General features: G+C 70.0%; 12 protein-coding genes. 6 read left to right on the top strand and 6 right to left on the bottom strand.

Annotated features, from left to right (window positions below; genetic code table 11):
* Positions 1-94 precede the first annotated feature (94 nt).
* Positions 95-523, top strand: a complete 429-nt coding sequence (fur, locus tag AC1DTW_RS15595; protein ID WP_477982144.1) for a ferric iron uptake transcriptional regulator — start codon at positions 95-97, stop codon at positions 521-523.
* Between the two features lie 94 nt (positions 524-617).
* Here the strand turns inward: fur and hprK are convergent, their stop codons facing one another.
* The 3 genes from hprK to hpf form a co-directional block, all read right to left on the bottom strand.
* Positions 618-1,568 carry an HPr(Ser) kinase/phosphatase gene (hprK, locus tag AC1DTW_RS15590; protein WP_477982143.1) on the bottom strand — a complete coding sequence of 317 codons (951 nt, stop codon included), beginning with the start codon at positions 1,566-1,568 and terminating at the stop codon, positions 618-620.
* 19 nt (positions 1,569-1,587) lie between these two features.
* Complete coding sequence (locus AC1DTW_RS15585; RefSeq protein ID WP_477982142.1) at positions 1,588-2,058, bottom strand: PTS sugar transporter subunit IIA; 471 nt, start codon at positions 2,056-2,058, stop codon at positions 1,588-1,590.
* A 244-nt stretch (positions 2,059-2,302) separates the two neighbouring features.
* Positions 2,303-2,644, bottom strand: a complete 342-nt coding sequence (gene hpf / locus AC1DTW_RS15580; protein WP_477982141.1) for a ribosome hibernation-promoting factor, HPF/YfiA family — start codon at positions 2,642-2,644, stop codon at positions 2,303-2,305.
* 261 nt (positions 2,645-2,905) lie between these two features.
* Here hpf and corA point away from each other — a divergent pair, with 261 nt between their 5' ends.
* The 3 genes from corA (at position 2,906) to rfaE2 (ending at position 5,586) form a co-directional block, all read left to right on the top strand.
* Positions 2,906-3,889, top strand: a complete 984-nt coding sequence (corA, locus tag AC1DTW_RS15575; protein WP_477982140.1) for a magnesium/cobalt transporter CorA — start codon at positions 2,906-2,908, stop codon at positions 3,887-3,889.
* Positions 3,890-4,237: 348 nt separating this feature from the next.
* Complete coding sequence (locus AC1DTW_RS15570; protein WP_477982139.1) at positions 4,238-5,110, top strand: ferritin family protein; 873 nt, start codon at positions 4,238-4,240, stop codon at positions 5,108-5,110.
* Positions 5,110-5,586: a D-glycero-beta-D-manno-heptose 1-phosphate adenylyltransferase gene (gene rfaE2 / locus AC1DTW_RS15565; protein WP_477982138.1), complete on the top strand. Its 477-nt coding sequence runs from the start codon at positions 5,110-5,112 to the stop codon at positions 5,584-5,586. Before AC1DTW_RS15570 ends, rfaE2 begins: the two co-directional genes overlap by 1 nt.
* 12 nt (positions 5,587-5,598) lie before the next feature.
* Here rfaE2 and AC1DTW_RS15560 read toward each other — a convergent pair whose 3' ends face one another.
* From AC1DTW_RS15560 to glnE, 3 genes are read right to left on the bottom strand one after another with little or no spacing between them, the layout of a single operon-like run.
* Positions 5,599-6,135 (bottom strand): hypothetical protein, encoded by a 537-nt coding sequence (locus tag AC1DTW_RS15560; RefSeq protein WP_477982137.1) that lies wholly within the window; start codon positions 6,133-6,135, stop codon positions 5,599-5,601.
* Complete coding sequence (rrtA, locus tag AC1DTW_RS15555) at positions 6,132-6,758, bottom strand: rhombosortase (protein ID WP_477982136.1); 627 nt, start codon at positions 6,756-6,758, stop codon at positions 6,132-6,134. The genes AC1DTW_RS15560 and rrtA overlap by 4 nt, the downstream gene beginning before the upstream one ends.
* A complete protein-coding gene (gene glnE, locus AC1DTW_RS15550) occupies positions 6,739-9,528 on the bottom strand; it encodes a bifunctional [glutamate--ammonia ligase]-adenylyl-L-tyrosine phosphorylase/[glutamate--ammonia-ligase] adenylyltransferase (protein WP_477982134.1) in 2,790 nt (929 codons plus the stop codon). Before glnE ends, rrtA begins: the two co-directional genes overlap by 20 nt.
* Positions 9,529-9,660: 132 nt before the next feature.
* Between glnE and AC1DTW_RS15545 the strand changes: the two genes are divergently transcribed.
* Both AC1DTW_RS15545 and AC1DTW_RS15540 read left to right on the top strand, forming a co-directional pair.
* Positions 9,661-13,821, top strand: a complete 4,161-nt coding sequence (locus AC1DTW_RS15545; protein ID WP_477982132.1) for a YhdP family protein — start codon at positions 9,661-9,663, stop codon at positions 13,819-13,821.
* Between the two features lie 31 nt (positions 13,822-13,852).
* The gene (locus AC1DTW_RS15540; protein ID WP_477982131.1) at positions 13,853-14,653 is read left to right on the top strand and encodes a carbon-nitrogen hydrolase family protein; all 801 of its coding nucleotides are present in this window, start codon (positions 13,853-13,855) and stop codon (positions 14,651-14,653) included.
* Positions 14,654-14,657: the final 4 nt, after the last annotated feature.

Raw genomic sequence — 14,657 nt, 5'->3', positions numbered from 1 at the left:
CGATATGATGGGCCGATTCTAGCGGCTGGCCTCCGGCCGCCGACCCGCTCGCCCCGCTCGATCCGATTGCCCGACCTCCGCCAAGCCGCCCGCCATGACGCACGCCGATGAACTGAAGAACAGCGGCCTGAAGGCCACGCTGCCGCGCATCAAGGTGCTCGAGATGTTCCAGAAGACGACGCAGCGCCACATGAGCGCCGAAGACGTCTTCAAGATGCTGCTCGCCGAGGGCGCCGACGTGGGCCTCGCGACCGTCTACCGCGTGCTGATGCAGTTCGAGCAGGCGGGCATCCTGTCGCGCAACCACTTCGAGACCGGCAAGGCGGTGTTCGAGCTCAACGAGGGCAAGCACCACGACCACCTCGTGTGCATGGATTGCGGCCGGGTCGAGGAATTCTTCGACGCCGAGATCGAGAAGCGCCAGCGCGCCGTGGCCCATGCGCGCGGATTCGAGCTGCAGGAGCATGCGCTCGCGCTGTATGCGAGCTGCACGAAGAAGAACTGCCCGTACAAGGCCAAATAGCCTCGCTGTGGTATCGAGCGGGCCGAGCGCCGGGCCCCCAAGCCGGCCGGACCCACTCGGGGGGTGGTGCGGTATCCCGCGCCAAGGGCTCCACTCACTCGGGTTTCAGCATCGCCTTGGCGTGACGCTCGATGAACTCTTTGTAGGTGTCGATCCCACGCAGTTGCAGGATCGTGTTGCGCACCGCGGCCTCGACCAGCACCGCGAGGTTGCGCCCGGCGTCGACCGCGATCACGGTCTTGCGCACCGGCACGTCGAGGATTTCTTCGTTCAGCGGCTCGTACGGCAGGCGCTCGAACTCGCGGTCCATCGTCTCCTTGCGGACCAGGTGCACGATCAGCTTCAAGCGCATCTTGCGGCGCACCGCGGTCTCGCCGAAGATCGCCTTGATGTCGAGCAGACCGATGCCGCGCACCTCGAGCAGGTTCAGCAGCAGTTCCGGGCAGCGGCCTTCGAGGCCGGTCTGCGAGACGCGGTACAGATCGACCGCGTCGTCGGCGACCAGGCCGTGGCCGCGCGAGATCAGCTCGAGGCCGAGTTCGCTCTTGCCCAGCCCCGATTCGCCGGTGATCAGCACGCCGACGCCCAGGATGTCCATGAACACGCCGTGCCGCGTCGTGCGCTCGGCGAAGTGCTGGCCGAGGTAGGCGCGCACGACGTCGATCACATGGCCCGCCGATTCGCCGGTCGCGAACAGCGGGATGTCGGCGCGGTCGCACATCGCGACCAGCTTGTCGGGCGGCGTTTCGGCGTCGGCAACGATCAGCACCGGCGGCTCGAGCGTGACGATGCGCGAGATGCGGCGCTCCGCGACTTCCGGCGTGCTGGTGTTCAGGTACGCGACCTCACGCCGGCCCACGATCTGCACGCGGTACGGGTGGATGTAGTTCAGGTAGCCGACCAGGTCGGCCGCCGACTGCGCGTTGCGCACCGCCGCTTCGTCGAAACGGCGCTCGGGGTGCGCGTGACCGGCGATCCATTCCCAGTGCAGGATCGGCCGGTGCTCTTCAAAGAGCGCCTCGGCGCTGATGACGCTCGGCTTCATGCCGACACGACCCGCTGCATCAAGCGACCGACTTCAACGGTTCCCAATTGGCGATCAGTTGGTGCACCACGGCCGCATCGGGCTCGGTCTTCAGGCGTTCGCGCAGTTCGCGGTCGGACAGCATCTCGGCGATCTCGGACAGGATCTCGAGATGCCGCTGCGTCGCCGCTTCGGGCACGAGCAGGAAGATCAGCAGGCCGACCGGCGCGTCGTCGGGAGCATCGAACGGGATCGGCTGCTGCACGCGCAGCACCGCGGCGAGCGGGTTCTTCAGGCCCTTGATGCGGCCATGCGGGATCGCCACGCCATGCCCGAGGCCGGTCGAGCCGAGGCGTTCGCGGGCGAACAGGTTGTCGGTCACGGTGGCGCGCGCGATCGCGTGCTGATTCTCGAACACCAAGCCGGCATGCTCGAAAGCGCGCTTCTTGCTGGTGGCGTCGACATCGACCAGCACGTTGCTGGCAGGCAGGATGGCAGCGAGGCGATTCATCAGTGGCACGGGCCTACTTGGGTGTCGGCTCCTGGTCGGTGGTTGGCGGCCGCGGAGTGGACGGGTCTCGAATTATGAAGCGCATGCCGGCGTCAGGGGCAAGTCCGGCGTCGCCGCGAGGCCGGATTGTGCATGGGGTGCTGCATCGCAGCAACGGCCCCGGCGCGCCGCCGGGGCCGTTCAGCGGCTGCAAACGTGAAAAAAGGGCGGCTCCGCGGCCGCCCTGTATGTGGAGAGGGTTAGCTCAGACGGGCGCGGCATCGATCCGCTTCGGCGCGGCGTGATGGTGGTCCTGCACCTTGTCCTTGTGCCGGCAGACCTGGCGGTCGAGCTTGTCCATCAGTTGATCGATGGCCGCGTACAGATCCTCGCTCGAGTGCTCGATGAAAATGTCCTTACCCTTCACATGGAGAGTGACCTCGGCCTTTTGCCGGCGTTCCTTTTCCTTCAGCTTCTCCACCGACAGCAGCACGTTGATGTCGACGACCTGGTCGAAGTGGCGCGTGACCCGGTCCAGCTTCGTGAGCACATACTCTCTGAGAGCCGGAGTGACATCGAGGTGGTGACCGCTGATCGTCAGGTTCATGGAGGTTCCTTTCGCGGGGGTGGGGCGGGGGGAGATGGCCGAATGCCACGGGTGAGGAGGAGCAGCGCTTCCGGAGGCTGTCAAACCCAGTGTGCACACGTTCCGGCTGCGTGACAAGCGGATGACACCGATCCTCACAAGCTCACTGGCCGAGCACCGCCGAGGCGGAAAATCGGCCGCACCGGGTGCGATAATTCAAGGCTGTAGCCCGGAGATTTGGCTTGGACCTCCCTTCCGCCAGAGCGCTGCGCTGGAGTCCCCATGCTCAATGTCTTCACGCTGGCCAGCGGCCGGCTCGCCCAACAAGAAATCGAGAGCCTGGCCGAACTGGGCGAAGCGCTGACCCGTGTGCAGCCGATCTGGGTCGATCTCGATGCGCCGACCGAGGAAGAAAAGGGCTGGATCACACAGCACTTCGGCGTGACGATCCCGGCCGACGCGGTCGATGACGATCTCGAGGAATCCGCGCGCTTCTACGAGGAAGACAACGGCGAGCTGCACATCCGCTCCGACTTCCTGATCGACGCCGACATCGAGGACGGCGGCCCGCGCAACGTGCGCGTCGCGTTCATCCTGTTCCGCAACGTCCTGTTCTCGATCCACAGCGAGGAGCTGCCGGTGTTCCGGCTGCTTCGGCTGCGCGCGCGGCGCATCCCGGCACTGATCGAGGACGCGAAGGACGTGCTGCTCAAGCTCTACGACGCCGACGCCGAATACAGCGCCGACGTGCTCGAGGGCATCTATGACAGCCTCGAGCGGGTCAGCGCCCGCGTGCTGACGCAGGACGTGAACGACCAGGCCGCCGGCGAAGCGCTGAACGCGATCGCGCGCGAGGAAGACCTGAACGGCCGCATTCGCCGCAACGTGATGGACACGCGCCGCGCGGTCAGCTTCATGATGCGCTCGCGCATGCTGAACGCCGAGCAGTTCGAGGAGGCGCGCCAGATCCTGCGCGATATCGACTCGCTCGACAGCCACAGCACCTTCCTGTTCGACAAGATCAACTTCCTGATGAACGCGACGGTCGGCTTCGTCAACATCAACCAGAACAAGATCATCAAGATCTTCTCGGTCGCGAGCGTCGCGCTGCTACCGCCGACGCTGATCGCGAGCATCTACGGCATGAACTTCCGTGCCATGCCCGAGCTCGACTGGCGTTACGGCTACCCGTTCGCGCTGGTGCTGATGCTGGCGTCGGTCGCGGCGCCGTTCATCTACTTCCGGCGCAAGGGCTGGCTGCGCTGAATGGCCAGGCGTGCGCGCCGAGGGCCGCGCTGGGCCCTCGGCGAACGAACGGAAGAAGAGAGTTGCGAAGCGCCCCCGGGCGAATCAGGGAGGGAGGAGGGAGGAGATATGCCGCCCGGAGATTGCGACCGGTCTGGACCGGTGGCTTCGCAACGGAAATGGGTGTGCTACGTCATCCGGCCAGGACCAAACCGCCGGAATTTCGAATTCGACGGCGCGGTGCCTGGCGAGTTCCGTGCCCGGACGTAAAGAAATGAAGCCGACCCGGCCGACCGACGCGGCGCCACCTGCCGCGTGTCCGTCATCGGTCGCGGACTAGAATCCCGCCGACTACGAGGCCCCGACGCGATGATCTACCCCGAACTTTTCAAGCAGCTCGAAGCCGTGCGATGGAACATGGACCAGGACATCCCCTGGGACCAGTTCGACGCCAGCAAACTGAGCGAAGAGCAGGCTCAGACGATCAAGATGAACGCGATCACCGAGTGGGCGGCGCTGCCGGCCACCGAGATGTTCCTGCGCGACAACAAGGACGATGCCGACTTCTGCGGCTTCATGAGCGTCTGGTTCTTCGAGGAGCAGAAGCACTCCTTGGTGCTGATGGAATACCTGCGCAAGTTCCGCCCTGATCTCGTGCCGACCGAGGCCGAACTGCAGGCGGTGCGCTTCGAGTTCGACCCGGCGCCGGCGCTCGAGACGCTGATGCTGCACTTCTGCGGCGAGATCCGCCTGAACCACTGGTACCGTCGCGCCGCCGAATGGCACAGCGAGCCGGTGATCCAGGCGATCTACGAGACCCTCGCACGCGACGAGGCGCGCCACGGCGGGGCCTACCTGCGCTACATGAAGCGCGCGCTGCAGAACTTCGGCGACGAGGCGCGGGCCGCGTTCTCGAAGGTCGGCGTCCTGATGGCCAGCGCGCGCCGCACCGCGCAGGCGCTGCACCCGACGAACCTGCACGTCAACGTCAAGCTGTTCCCGCGCGACACCGTGCAAAGCCGGCTGCCGAACCCCGACTGGCTCGAGAAGTGGCTCGACAAGCAGATCCAGTTCGACGCGGTCTGGGAGACCCGGGTCGTCGAGCGCATCCTGCACAACATGAGCCTGTTGATGGAACGCAGCTTCGCGAGCGTCCAGGAGCTGAACCGCTTCCGCAAGGAAGTGACGGCCCGGCTCGCGGTTGCCGCGACCCGCCAGGCAGCGGGCGCGCAGCCCGTCTGATGACGCCGGGCTTTCTCGACAAACTCTGCCCCCGGGCGGAACTCTCCGCGCGGGTCGCCGCGCTGGCGCGACCGGTGGTCTTCACGAACGGCGTGTTCGACATCCTGCATCGCGGCCACGTCAGCTACCTCGCGCAGGCGCGGGCGCTCGGCGCGAGCCTGGTGATCGGCCTGAACAGCGACGCTTCGGCGCGCATGCTCGGCAAGGGGCCGGATCGCCCGCTGAATATCGAACTCGACCGCGCCTGCGTGCTCGCCGCGCTCGAAAGCGTCAGCCTCGTGACCCTGTTCGACGAGGCCACGCCGGTCGAGCTGCTGAAGCTCGTGCGCCCGCAGCTCTACGTGAAGGGCGGCGACTACGACATCGAAACGCTCGAAGAAACGAAGTGGGTGCGCGGCTGGGGCGGCGACGCGCGCGCGCTGTCGTTCGTCGACGGCTATTCGACGAGCGCGCTGGTGCGACGCATCCGCGCCTGAGCCTCACGGCCCTCAATCGCCGGGGCGGGATTCCGCCGGCTCCGGCCGGATGCCGAGCCGCTCGCGCTGGCGCCGCGCCGGGAACGCGATCACGCGATCGGCCCAGCGGCGAAAGCGCAGTGCCTCGGCGGTGCTCGCCTTCGCCAGATGGGCCATCAGCGCGTCGTCGCTGAAGTGCGGCTCGGGCGGCCGCCCGTAATGGCGCCAGCCGTTCGGGTAGCTGCGCGCGAGCACGCCGTCCGACGCGCCGCGGCCGAGAATCCGGCGCACGTCGGCGGCCCGCACCCAGCGCCGATGCGAATCGTCCTCGAGCACCTGCAGCGGCGTGCCGCGGTAGACGAAGTGCCGGCCCTCGAGCGGGCGCCAGACCGCGGCGCGCGTCTGGTGACGCAGCTCACTCGCCAGGTCGAGCAACGGGCGCGCGAGCGCGATGCCGTAGAGCGGCGCCGAAGCGACGGCGGTGGCGAGCCCGAGGTAATGCCACAGCACCCACGAGACCGCGGCGCAGAGCGCGATTCGCACGCCGATGCGCAGCACGACCGCCATCATCCGGGATCGCCTTCGTTCCCGGCCCCGCGCCGCGGCAGCCAGCTCGCGAGCGCCGCACAGAGCGCGCCGGCGATCGCGCCGGTGGTGTGCGCGAGCGGCGCGATCGCGATGTCCCAGCCCGCCGGGTGGCGCAGCGTCTCGCCCCACGGCGCTTCGTTCAGCAGCTTCGCGACCAGGCCGATCAGCACCGCGGCGCCGACCCTGCGCTGCGCCCGCGTGCCGGCGAGCAACAGAAACGTCACAACGACCGCGACGCCCGCGTGCAGCACGCCCGACAGCCCGCCGTAGTGGGCCAGCTCAGGCCTGACCAGCAGGCCGAACTGCGTCAGCGGCCAGGCCGCGAGCCAGGCCCACGCGAGCCGCGAGGGCAGGCGCGCAACGACGCCAAACAGTGCCGCGAGCGCCACCCCGGCAAGGTTCAGTCCGAGGTGCTGCACGCTGTAGTGCACGCCGACCGCGCTGACCGCGCGCCACGGTTCGGCGCGCGCGAGTGCCGGTTGCCAGTCGATCGATTCATGCGGCATCGGCCAGCCGGCCAGCGCGCCAGCCGCGAGCAGCAACGCGATGGCGCACCACGCGCGGCCGCCGCGCGCCGCGAGCGACTCAGGCCGGTGCGGGCGCATCGAACACGACACGCCACAGCGCCCGCACCGCATCGCGCTGCACCGCCATCGCATCGGGTTCGAGCTGTGTCGGCTGCTCGTCGAGCCGTGCCCGGTGCTGCGCGCGGCGCAGCTCGCGGTACGCGTCGGCCGCGTGCGTGCCGACATGATCGGGCAGCAACCCGTACGCCTGCGCGCGCTGCAGCAGCGCGATGTTGCCGACGTCGTCCATCAGCCCCGGCTGCGCCGCGCCGTGCGCAAGCACCAGGTACTGCACCGCGAACTCGACATCCATCATGCCGCCGGCGCTGTGCTTGACATCGAATCGGCCGCCCTTGACCGGGTGCGCATGCCGCACTTTCTCGCGCATGGCGTGCACCTCGGCGCGCAGCGCGTCGGCATCGCGCGGCGCGCGCAGCACGGCACGGCGCACGGCATCGAACGTCGCCTCGAGCGGGCGCCAGCCGGCGCACCAGCGTGCGCGGGTCAGCGCCTGGTGCTCCCAGGTCCACGCGGTGTTGCTGCCGCGGCCGGTCTGGTAGCGCTCGAACGACGCGAGCGAGGTGACGAGCAGGCCGGAGTTGCCGTTCGGTCGCAGCGCGGTGTCGATGTCGAACAGCTCGCCGGACGCGGTGCGCAAGGTCAGCCAGCCGATGACCTTGCGCACGAACGCGCCGTAGACCTCGGCCGCCTGGTCGTCGTCTCCGCCATTGCCATCGTCGTACAGGAAGACGAGGTCGAGGTCGCTGCCATAGCCGAGCTCCTTGCCGCCGAGCTTGCCGTAGGCGATCACCGCCAGGCGCGGCTCGGCCACATGCGCCTGTTTCAGGTGCTGCCAGGCCCAGCGCAGCACCAGGCTCAGCGTCGCATCGGCGAGTGCCGAGAGGTCGTCGGCGACCTGCTCGACCGTGATGTGCGCTTCGACATCGCGCACCAGCGTCCGGAAGACCTCGGCATGGTGCGCACGGCGCAGCGTGTCGAGCAGCGATTCCTCGTCGGCCTGGCCCGATCGCTCCCAGGCCTTGTGGCGCTCTTCGAGTTCGGCGGTGAAGGCCGCCGCATCGAAGCGGTTGTGCAGCAGGCGCTGGTCGGCGAGCTCGTCGATCACGCCCGGGTGCAGCATCAAGTAGCGCATCGGCCAACGCGCGAGGCCGAGCAGCCGCAGCAGGCGCGTCTGCACCTCGGGCCGCTCGACCAGCATCGCCAGGTAGCTCTCGCGCCGCAGCAGCGGTTCGAGCCAGTCGACGAAGCGCGTCGCGGCGGCCATCGTGCAGGCGTCGTCGCGCACCGCGTGCGCGGCACGCTTGATCAGGCGCGCCAGGCGCAGCTTGCTGTCGTCGCGCAGCATCTGGACCTTCGGCTGCGCGCGCAGCGGGCGCACGCGCGCGGCGAGCTCGGGCGGCAGCTGCTCGAGGAACGCGTCGCTGTCGACCGGCAGCGCCGGCCCGCCGCAGCCGCCGGTGCGGCACGCGCCGGGCTTGGCGCTCGGCGCGCGGCCGTCGTGCAGCAGCGCATCGAACTCGGTCGCGACGAACTCGCGCGTCGCGCCGAGCAGGTCGAGCAGGTCGCAGGCGTCGTTGCCATCTTCGCGGCAAACGAAGCCCAGGCTGCGCGCGATCCAGCCGAGGTCGGCGTCGACCGTCGGCAGCAGGTGCGTCTGCTGGTCGTCGAGATACTGGATGCGGTGTTCGATGCGGCGCAGGAACTCGTAGGCCTCGGCGAGCCGGCTCGCGCTCGCCGGCTTCATCAGGCCGTCGGCGGCCAGCTTGGTCAGCGCCTTCAGCGTCGAGCGCGTGCGGATCTCGGGGTACTGCCCGCCGCGTGCGACCAGCAGCAGCTGCACGATGAACTCGATCTCGCGGATGCCGCCGCGTGACAGCTTCACGTCGTTCGCGCGCTGCGGCCGGCCGGCGGCGCGGCGCTGGGCTTCCTCGCGCACCTTCGCGTGCAGCTGGCGCAGCCCTTCGAACACGCCGTAGTCGAGGTAGCGCCGGTAGACGAACGCCGTGACCAGGCCGCGCAGCGCGAGCGCACGGCCGCTCTTCACGCTCGCAGTCGGGGCGACGACGCGGCTCTTCAGCCACGCGAAGCGCTCCCATTCGCGGCCCTGGACCTGCAGGTACTCCTCGAGCATCGCCAGGCTGACGCAGGGCGGGCCCGAGTTGCCGTTCGGCCGCAGCGCGAGATCGACGCGGAACACGAAGCCGTCTTCGGTGGTCTCGCCGATCAGCGTGTACAGGCTCTTGCAGACCTGCGAGAAGTACTCGTGCGCGCTGACGATCTGTGCGCCGTCGGTCTGGCCGTCTTCCTCGTAGACGTAGATCAGGTCGATGTCGGACGACACGTTCAGCTCGCGCGCGCCGAGCTTGCCCATGCCGACGACCCAGAACTCGATGCGCTCGCCGCTCGGGTTGCGCGGCACGCCGTAGCGTGCGTCGTGGTCGGCCTGCGCCTGTGCCAGCGCGCGGTCGAGCGTGGTCTCGGCCAGCTCGGTCATCGCGCGGGTCACGTCGCCCATCGGCGCGCCAAGCTCGACATCGAGCACCGCGATCCGCTCGAGCACGAGCTGGCGTGCGACGCGCAATGCGCTGCCGAGCGGGCGGGCGTCGGCCTGCAGGCGCTCGATCAGCGCATCGATGGTCGCGCGCGTCGGCAGGCCCGGTGCCAGCAGCGGCAACTCGGCGGCGTAGCGGCGGCGGATGCGCTGCACGAAACGGCTGTGGTCGGCACGCGCCGGCAGCAGCGCGGAGGCGGCAATGTCAGTGCTCGTAAAGGAGGCGCTGGAACCCATCGGAGGCGCGGGCGTCTGTGCTAGATTGCCGCGTCAGTGGCGGGGGCGCGAACGGTCTCGCTGGCAGCCTGAACGACCTCACGCTGCTCACCCCTGCATTGCCCAACCCGTGGCTGGCGCACCATTGTCTTCATGTCTTTGATCCCGCCTGCCACGACCCGCCCCGATGCCGCCGCTGCTCCCTTGCAGCGGGTGGAACCAGGGCCGCGCCGGACCGCTCCTGTGCGTTGGGTCGCGCGCGCCTTGCTTGGCCTGTTCGGCCTCGTTCTTACCGCGTGGAGCTTAGTGCTGATCGCCTGGCTGACACTCCATTGGGGGATTCTGCCGCACATCCAGCAATGGCGTGAGCCGATCGAACAGCGGGCCAGCCAGGCGCTCGGGGTTCCGGTGCGCATCGGCGCGATCGAGGTGCGCTCGAGCGGCTGGGTGCCGAGTTTCGAGCTGCGCGAGGTCGTTCTGCTCGACGCGAACCAGCGCCCGGCGCTGCGCCTGCCGCGCGTGTTCGCGGCGATCTCGCCGCGCTCGCTGCTCTCGCTCGAGCTGCGCTTCGAGCAGCTGCTGATCGACGGCGCCGAGCTCGAGGTGCGACGCGACGCCACCGGCCGCATCTTCGTCGCCGGGCTCGATTTCAGCGGCGCCGAGGTCGGCGGAGGCAGCGGCGCGTCCGACTGGTTCTTCGCGCAGCACGAGTTCGTGATTCGCGGCGGCGCGCTGCGCTGGACCGACGAGCAGCGCGGCGCCGCGCCGCTCGCGCTGACCAACCTGCAGCTGGTCGTGCGCAACGGCCTGCGCGAGCACCAGTTCCGGCTCGACGCGACGCCGCCCGTCGAGTGGGGCGACCGCTTCAACGCGACCGGCCGCTTCACGCAGCCGCTGCTCGCGAGCCGCGGCGACTGGCGGCGCTGGAGCGGCACCGCCTACGCCAACCTGCCGCGCGCCGATGTGCGCGAGCTGCGCCAGCACGTCTCGCTGCCGTTCGAGATCAGCGAGGGCGTCGGCGCGCTGCGCGGTTGGGTCGAGCTGCAGCGCGGCGAAGCGATCGGCGCCACCGTCGACATGGCGCTGCGCGCCGTCAACCTGCGGCTCGCCGCGAACGTCGACCCGCTGCGCGTCGAAGAGGTCGAGGGCCGCCTGATCGCGCAACGCCATGACGACGGCGTGAACCTCGCGCTGCAGCGCTTCACGTTCGAGACCGGCGACAGCGTGCGCTGGCCGCAGGGCGACATGAAGCTCGCGTGGCGCCAGCGTCCCGGCCGCCCCGTGACCGGCGGCGAGTTCAGCGCGCAGCGCCTCGACATCGGGCTGATGGCGCAGGTCGCGACCCGCGTGCCGCTCGGCGAGCCGCTGCGCAAGCTGCTCGCCGATGTCGCGCCGAAGGGCCGGATCACCGAGCTGGCGACCTCGTGGGAGGGCCCGCTCGACGCGCCGACCCGCTATCGCGCGACCGGCACGCTCGCCGGCCTGTCGCTCGCGTCGCACGCGTCGGCCGAGCCGCGCGGCATCGGCCGCCCCGGCCTGCGCGGCGCGACCGTCCAGCTCGACGCGAACGAGGCCGGCGGCCAGGCCCGCCTCTTGATCAACGGCGGCGCGCTCGAGCTGCCCGGCGTGTTCGAGGATCCGCTGCTCGTCCTCGACCAGATGAACGCGCAGCTGCTGTGGAAGATCGAGCCCGCGGCGGTCGCGAACACGCCGCCGAAGCTCACGGTGCAGGTCAACGGCGCGCGCTTCTCGAACGCCGATGCGAGCGGCGAGCTGAGCGCGCAGTGGAACACCGGCCCGGGCAGCGGCGTCGCGCGCGGCGGCCGGTTGCCGGGCCGGCTCGAGCTCGATGCGCGGCTCACCGGTGGCACGGCGAAGCGCACCTACCGCTACCTGCCGCTCGGGCTGTCGAAGGACACGCGCGACTACCTCGAGCATGCGGTGCAGGGCGGCCGGCTCGCGAACGCGAGTTTTCACGTCAAGGGCGACCTGGCCGAGTTCCCGTTCTTCAACGCGAAGACGCCGAAGGATGGCGAGTTCCGCATCGCCGCGAAGATCGAGGACGCGAGCTTCGCATTCGTGCCGGGCCGGCCGGCGCAGGGCAGCGAGCCGGCGCGCGTGTCGACCTGGCCGGTGCTGACGAACGCGAACGTCGACCTCGCGATCGATCGCGGCACGCTCGAACTGCGCAACGGCCGCACCCAGCTCGGCGGCGTCGACTTCCCGAAGGTGCAGGCGACGATCCGCAGTCTCGAGGCCGATCCGGTGCTGACGCTCGACGCGACGGGCCACGGGCCGCTGACCGAGATGCTGCGCACCGTCAACACCTCGCCGATCGGCGGCTGGATCGACAAGGCGCTCGAAACGACCAGCGCGAGCGGTGCCGCCGATCTGAAGCTGGACCTTGCGATCCCGCTGCTGCGCGTCGACGCGACGACCGCGAAGGGCAGCGTCACGCTCGCCGGCAACGATGTGCGCATCACGCCGGCCGCGCCGCTGCTGGCCGGCGCGAAGGGGCGCGTCGATTTCACGCACAAGGGTTTCGCGGTCGTCGGCGCGAGCGCGAAACTGTATGGCGGTGACGCGAGCTTCGACGGCGGCACCCAGCCGGACGGCAGCGTGCGCTTCACCGGCCAGGGCAACGTCAGCGCCGACGGCCTGCGCCGCGCGAGCGAGCTCGGCCAGCTCGCGCGCGCCGGCGCCGCGCTGAACGGGCAGACGAGCTACCGCGCGAGCCTGGCCTTCGTGCGCGGCCGGCCGGAGCTGAACGTCACCAGCAACCTCGTCGGCCTCGCGATCAACCTGCCGGCGCCGCTCGCGAAGGCCGCCGATACGCCACTCGCGCTGCGCTTCGCGAGCAGCGTCGACCCGGCGAGCAGCGCGCCGGCGCTGCGCGACACGCTGCGCTTCGAGCTCGGCAACGTGATCCAGGCGAGCTACCTGCGCGACCTCGCCTTTGATCCGCCGCGCGTGCTGCGCGGCGGCATCGGCGTGATGGAGCCGGCGCCGCAGCCGGCCAGCGGCGTCGCCGCGAGCATCAACCTCGCCCGGCTCGCGACCGACGAGTGGGAGGCGGCGGCCGACAAGCTCTTCGGCCCCGCCGAGACGCGCGAATCGGGCGGCCCGTCGGGCTACGCGCCCGATGCGATCGGCTTGCGCGTGCAGCAGCTGATCGCGGGTCAGCGGCGCCTGACGCAGGTCTCGGCCGGGCTGTCGCAGGACGCCGGCGTCTGGCGCGCGAACGTCGATGCCGAGCAGCTCAACGGCTACGTCGAGTACCGCGTGCCGACGCGGCGCGGCGGCGCGGCGTCGGCCGGCGGGCGCGTCTACGCCCGGCTCTCGCGCCTGTCGCTGCCGAAGGGAGACGACGAGCAGGTCGAGCGCCTGCTCGATCAGCAGCCCGCGACGATGCCGGCGCTCGATGTGGTCGTCGACAACTTCGAGCTGCACGGCAAGAAGCTCGGGCGGGTCGAGATCGAGGCGCTGAACCGCTCGGCCGGGCAGGACCTGGACTGGCAGCTCTCGAAGTTCAACGTCACCACGCCCGAAGCGCAGCTGACCGCGACCGGCCACTGGACCGCGATCGGCAGCGCGCCGGCGCGCGGCACGCCGGCTTCGACGCCGACGGCGCGCCGCGCGGTGATGGACTTCAAGCTGCAGATCGCCGACAGCGGCGCGCTGCTCGACCGCCTCGGCACCGCGAAGGCGATCCGCGGCGGCAAGGGCCAGCTCGCCGGGCAGATCGCGTGGCTGGGGTCGCCGTTCACGCTCGACTACGCGAGCCTGGCGGGCCAGATCAACGTCGCGGTCGACGCCGGTCAGTTCCTGAAGGCCGAGCCCGGCGCGGCGCGCCTGCTGGGCGTGCTGAGCCTGCAGTCGCTGCCGCGCCGCCTGTCGCTGGACTTTCGCGACCTGTTCCAGGAAGGCTTCGCGTTCGACAACATCACCGGCGACGCGACGATCACGCAAGGCGTCGCGAAGACCAACAACCTGCGCATGCGCGGCGTGCAGGCGCTGGTGCTGATGGAGGGCAGCGCCGACATCGCGCACGAGACGCAAGACCTGCGCGTCGTCGTCGTCCCCGAGATCAACGCCGGCACCGCCGCGCTCGCGTACGCGGTGATCAACCCCGCGATCGGCCTCGGTGCGTTTCTCGCGCAGGCGCTGCTGAAGAAGCCGCTGACGGCGGCCGGCACGCGCGAGTTTCATGTGTCGGGACCGTGGGCCGATCCGAAGGTCGAGCGCGTCGAGCGCAAGTTGGGCGAAGATGTGCCGTCGACCGCCGAGGCCGCCTCGGCGCCGGCAAGGAAGTAAGAGGCTGAGCCCAGCCTCCAAGGAGCTCCGCATGAAGATCGCCGCTGTGCAGATGGTCTCGACGCCACGCGTCGAGACCAACCTCGAAGCCGCGCGCGCGCTGATCGCGAAGGCCGCGCGCGGCGGCGCCGAGCTGGTCGTGCTGCCCGAGTACTTCTGCGTGATGGGCCGCGCCGATCGCGACAAGCTCGCGGTCGCCGAGGCGCCGGGCGAGGGCCCGATCCAGGCGATGCTCGCGCAGGCCGCGCGCGAGCACCGCGTCTGGTTGATCGGCGGCACCGTGCCGCTGCGTTCGACCGACCCCGACCGCGTGCTGAACTCGAATGGCGTCTACGCGCCCGACGGCACGCGCGTGGCGCGCTACGACAAGATCCACCTGTTCCGCTACGACAACGGCCGCGAACGCTACGACGAGGGCAGCACGATCCTGGCAGGCGACCAGTCGACCGCGTTCCAGGCAGGGCCGATCCGCGTCGGCCTGAGCGTCTGCTACGACCTGCGTTTTCCCGAGCTGTACCGCCGCCTGATGGCGCCGCCCTGCGACCTGCTCTCGGTGCCCGCGGCCTTCACCTACCCGACCGGCCTCGCGCACTGGGAACTGCTGCTGCGTGCGCGCGCGGTCGAGAACCAGTGCTACGTGATCGCTGCCGCACAGGGCGGCACGCACGAGAACGGGCGCCGCACCTTCGGCCACAGCATGATCGTCGATCCGTGGGGCGAGGTGCTCGGCGTGCTGCCCGAAGGCGAGGGCGTCGTGATCGCCGAGCTCGATGCCGCGCGCATCGCGTCGGTGCGGCAGCAGCTGCCGGCGCTGACGCATCGGCGGCTCTGATCGT

The organism is Rhizobacter sp. P5_A1, assembly GCF_056400745.1.
The sequence above is the reverse complement of the archived record's forward strand: the minus strand, read 5'-3'. Positions and strand labels throughout refer to the sequence as shown.

Excerpts from the sequence above, each read along its gene's own strand:
- glnE (WP_477982134.1), bottom strand. The coding sequence starts at position 9,528 with ATGGGTTCCAGCGCCTCCTTTACGAGCACTGACATTGCCGCCTCCGCG.
- corA (WP_477982140.1), top strand. The coding sequence starts at position 2,906 with ATGCTCAATGTCTTCACGCTGGCCAGCGGCCGGCTCGCCCAACAAGAA.
- hpf (WP_477982141.1), bottom strand. The coding sequence starts at position 2,644 with ATGAACCTGACGATCAGCGGTCACCACCTCGATGTCACTCCGGCTCTC.
- fur (WP_477982144.1), top strand. The coding sequence starts at position 95 with ATGACGCACGCCGATGAACTGAAGAACAGCGGCCTGAAGGCCACGCTG.
- AC1DTW_RS15545 (WP_477982132.1), top strand. The coding sequence starts at position 9,661 with ATGTCTTTGATCCCGCCTGCCACGACCCGCCCCGATGCCGCCGCTGCT.
- rfaE2 (WP_477982138.1), top strand. The coding sequence starts at position 5,110 with ATGACGCCGGGCTTTCTCGACAAACTCTGCCCCCGGGCGGAACTCTCC.
- AC1DTW_RS15540 (WP_477982131.1), top strand. The coding sequence starts at position 13,853 with ATGAAGATCGCCGCTGTGCAGATGGTCTCGACGCCACGCGTCGAGACC.
- hprK (WP_477982143.1), bottom strand. The coding sequence starts at position 1,568 with ATGAAGCCGAGCGTCATCAGCGCCGAGGCGCTCTTTGAAGAGCACCGG.
- AC1DTW_RS15570 (WP_477982139.1), top strand. The coding sequence starts at position 4,238 with ATGATCTACCCCGAACTTTTCAAGCAGCTCGAAGCCGTGCGATGGAAC.
- AC1DTW_RS15585 (WP_477982142.1), bottom strand. The coding sequence starts at position 2,058 with ATGAATCGCCTCGCTGCCATCCTGCCTGCCAGCAACGTGCTGGTCGAT.
- AC1DTW_RS15560 (WP_477982137.1), bottom strand. The coding sequence starts at position 6,135 with ATGATGGCGGTCGTGCTGCGCATCGGCGTGCGAATCGCGCTCTGCGCC.
- rrtA (WP_477982136.1), bottom strand. The coding sequence starts at position 6,758 with ATGCGCCCGCACCGGCCTGAGTCGCTCGCGGCGCGCGGCGGCCGCGCG.